The organism is Streptomyces sp. (genome assembly GCF_036566765.1).
GTDB lineage: Bacteria > Actinomycetota > Actinomycetes > Streptomycetales > Streptomycetaceae > Streptomyces.
In genome coordinates this window covers 1-3,612 of sequence record NZ_DATCVQ010000183.1, presented here as the reverse complement: position 1 = coordinate 3,612, position 3,612 = coordinate 1, and the positions used below count along the sequence as shown (strand labels likewise).

Sequence of the window (3,612 nt, the reverse complement as noted above, 5' to 3'; positions counted from 1 at the left end):
CAGCATCAACGCGAGCAGACCGGCGGTCTCCTCGTTGCCCGCACCCCTGTCGACCCCGCCCGATCCCCGGTCAGCCGCGCCGGTCTTGTCGACCCCGCCCGATCGCCGGTCGGCCGCGCCGGCCCCGCTGCTGTCCCCGGTGGCCGCGACCAGCTGCCGGGTGAGCCGGATCGCCTCGGCCGCCAGGTCGACGTCGCCGGTGTAGCCCTCGTTGAACACCAGGTACAGCACCCGCAGCACGGTCGCCAGATCACCGGGCTCGTCGAACCGCACGTCGCGAACGGTGCGTTTGGCCCGGCTGATCCGCTGCGCCATCGTCGCCTCCGGCACCAGGTAGGCCTCGGCGATCTGGCGGGTGGTCAGGCCGCCCACGGCGCGCAGGGTGAGCGCGACCGCGGACGACGGCGTCAGCGAGGGGTGGGCGCAGAGGAAGTAGAGCTGGAGGGTGTCGTCCGCGGCGGGTACGGGCCCGGGGCCCGGTTCCTCGTCGACCAGGTCCTCGCGGCGACGGCGGGCCGCGTCCGACCGGGTCGCGTCGAGGAATTTGCGCCAGGCCACGGTGACCAGCCAGGCCTTCGGGTCTCGCGGCCGGTCGGCCGGCCAGACGCGTACCGCCTCGACCAGCGCGTCCTGTACGGCGTCCTCGGCCGCCGCGAAGTCGGCTCCGCGGCGGACGAGGATGCCGAGCACGCTCGGCGTGAGGCTCCGGAGCAGAGCCTCGTCCATCGATGAGGTCACTCCGTGGTGGTGGGGTGCGCGGCCAGGAACGGGCGCAGCTCCAGCCACTCGTGGATCGGCTTCCCGCCCGCCCCGGGGGCGGCCGACAGCTCCCCGGCCAGTTCGACGGCGCGCTCGTAGTTGTCGACGTCGATCACCATCCAGCCGGCGATGAGGTCCTTGGTCTCGGCGAACGGACCGTCGGTGACCGGCGGGCGCCCCTCGCCGTCGTACCGGACGAACGTCCCCTCGGGGGCCAGCGCCTGCCCGTCGACGAACTCGCCGGTCTTCTCGAGCCGGGCCGCGAAGTCGTTCATGTACTGGATGTGGGCCGAGATCTCCTCCGGCGTCCACTGGTCCATGGGCACGTCGTTCACAGCAGCCGGGGCGCCGCGGTAGTGCTTGAGCAGCAGGTACTTGGCCATGGTGTCTCTCCTCGGTCCTGATGCGACCCATTCTGGTCGCGTTCACCCCGGGGACGGAGCCAGGCGCGGGTTCTCGACATCGCCGTCCGCATCGGAGTCAGAAATTTTTTGCCGGCTTGAGCCGGCGGAGGGTGTAGCCGTGGTGCGCCGGGTCGAGGGGCCTGGTGGTCTCCTTGAACAGGTACTCGGCCCGCTCGTACGACAGGCGCCGGCGGCCCGTGTCGGGGCACAGATCCGCCTGTGCGGGTGTACGGGCCGGGCCGGGTCGCCGGTCGGAGAGGAAGACCGGGCCCCGGGTCCGGCCGGCAAGGAGCTGAGGGAGGAGCCGGGCGGTTCCGGAGCGCCAGCTCACCCAGGTGCGGCCCGCGCGGGCCCTGCGGTCGTCCAGGTCCAGATCCTCGACGTCGAGCGACAGCACTGCCTTCACACCGGCTCCCGACTCGTGCAGGAGCCGCCACAGTGTCCGTTCGCGCAGCGGCAGGTCCGGGTGGCTCCAGAGTGCGTCGAGCTGCGCGAGGTCCAGTGGCCGCGCCCGTACGCGGGTCTCGGCGCGGCGGTCGAGACCCGCCGCGAGGTCGTCCAGCGAGGCCCAGGCGCTGAAGGACCGTACGGCCGAGCGGTGCCGGTTCCAGGTACTGGCCGCCGCCCCGCCCCAGGCGGTCGCGAACACCCGCGACACCTGGTCGGCGGTCAGGGAGGCCAGCGGCAGCTGCTCGCCGAGGGCGAGGCGCAGGCGACGGAGGGTCTGTCCGTACGAGTGGAGGGTCCCGGCGTCCAGATCGTCACGGCTCAGGAAGTCGCGCGCGGCCTGCCCGACCGTCGGGACGGGAGGGCCGGCGCTCTCATCGGCGATCTCGTCCGCGATCTCGTCCGCGCGTCGGTTTAGAAAGGCGCGCTCGGAGGCGTTTCTGGCGAGCGACGCGGCCCGGTGGAACTCCAGCCGCGCCTCCTGGCGCCGGCCCAGGCGGACCAGCAGATCTCCCCTGACGCTGGGGAGCAGGTGGTAGTCGCGCAGGGCCGGATCGGCGATCAGGGAGTCGACGACGTCAAGGCCCGCCTGGGGTCCGTACGCCATCCCGAGCGCCACCGCCCGGTTGAGCTGGACGACCGGCGTCGGAAGCAACCGCGCCAACGCCCCGTACAGGCCTGCGATCTGCGCCCAGTCGGTCTCCTCGGCGGTACGCGCCTGCGCGTGGCACACGGCGATCGCCGCCTGCAGCAGGTACGGGCCGGGAGTTCCGCCGGTCTCCCGGGCGCGCAGCATCGCGGTGAAGCCGCGGCGGATGAGCAACTGGTCCCAGCGCCCCCGGTTCTGCTCATGCAGCTGGACGGGCTCGCCCGACGGCCCGGTGCGCGCGGCCGAGCGCGAGGCCTGGATCTCCATCAGTGCGACGAGCGCGTGCACCTCGGCCTCCTGAGGCGCCAACTCGGCCAGCAGGCGGCCCAGTCGCAGCGCTTCGAGGCAGAGCCCGGGCCGCATCAGATCGTCGCCGGACGTCGCGGAGTATCCCTCGTTGAAGATCAGGTAGATGACCTCGAGGACGGACGAGAGGCGCTCGGCGAGCTCCGAGTCGTCCGGCAGGTCGAACGGTACGCGCTGCTCGGCCAGTGTCCGCTTGGCGGCGGCGATGCGCTGGGTGATGGCCGTCCCGGTGACGAGGAAGGCGCGCGCGATCTCTTCGGCCGTCAGGCCGCCGAGCAGCCGGAGCGTCAGGGCGGCGCGGGCGTCGGTCGGCAGCACGGGGTGGCAGGAGATGAGCATCAGCCGCAGGACGTCGTCCTGTTCGGGCTCCTGATCGAGGTCCTGTTCGGGGTGCGGCTGCTGGTCGAGCTCGTGGGCGAGCTGCTCCTGCTTGCGCGTCAGACGCTCGGAGCGCCGGATGTGGTCGATGGCCCGCCGTTTGGCGGTGGTCGTCAGCCAGGCGGCGGGGTTGTCCGGGACGCCGGATTCGGGCCACTGCTCCAGCGCGGCGACGAGCGCGTCCTGGGCCAGCTCCTCGGCGAGGCCGACGTCGCGCACCATCCGCGTGAGCCCGGCGATGATCTTCGCCGACTCGAGTTTCCAGACCGCGTCGATGGTGCGATGGGCATCCAGCACAGGTCGGATGACAGCACGTGCCCCGGCTCGCTCGCAAGCCGGGGCACGTGTCTGCGCTGTTCATTCGCTGTTCATGGGCTCCGGAGTCCTGGGCTGGGGGCGCCAAGGCCTCCGGGGTGACGATAGGTCAGGGGTGCTGAGGGGTCAGGGGTGCCGAGGGGTCAGGGGCCGAAGACCTCCTGGACGATGCTCTCGCCGTCCCCGACGATGCGGCGGAAGCGGCGGGCCAGTTCGATCGCCTCCTCCCTGGATCGCACCTCGATCAGCGCGAAGCCGGCCACGGCCTCCTTGGCCTCGGCGAACGGCCCGTCCGTCACGGTGATCTCCTCACCGGACGAGCTCACCAGGATGCCGCCCGGCTCGAGACCGCCG

Annotated in this window: 4 protein-coding genes; all 4 read right to left on the bottom strand. The window is 72.3% G+C overall.

The window, feature by feature from the left end; all coding sequences use genetic code 11:
• A partial coding sequence (locus VIU94_RS10165) for a sigma factor (RefSeq protein WP_331909855.1) occupies nucleotides 1-726 on the bottom strand: 726 nt, incomplete at its 3' end.
• A gap of 8 nt (nucleotides 727-734) precedes the next feature.
• Nucleotides 735-1,142: a YciI family protein gene (locus tag VIU94_RS10160; protein WP_331909853.1), complete on the bottom strand. Its 408-nt coding sequence runs from the start codon at nucleotides 1,140-1,142 to the stop codon at nucleotides 735-737.
• 97 nt (nucleotides 1,143-1,239) lie between these two features.
• A complete protein-coding gene (locus VIU94_RS44925; protein ID WP_331909851.1) occupies nucleotides 1,240-3,240 on the bottom strand; it encodes a sigma-70 family RNA polymerase sigma factor in 2,001 nt (666 codons plus the stop codon).
• 161 nt (nucleotides 3,241-3,401) lie between these two features.
• The coding region (locus VIU94_RS10150; protein WP_331909849.1) for a YciI family protein at nucleotides 3,402-3,612 on the bottom strand (211 nt) is incomplete at its 5' end.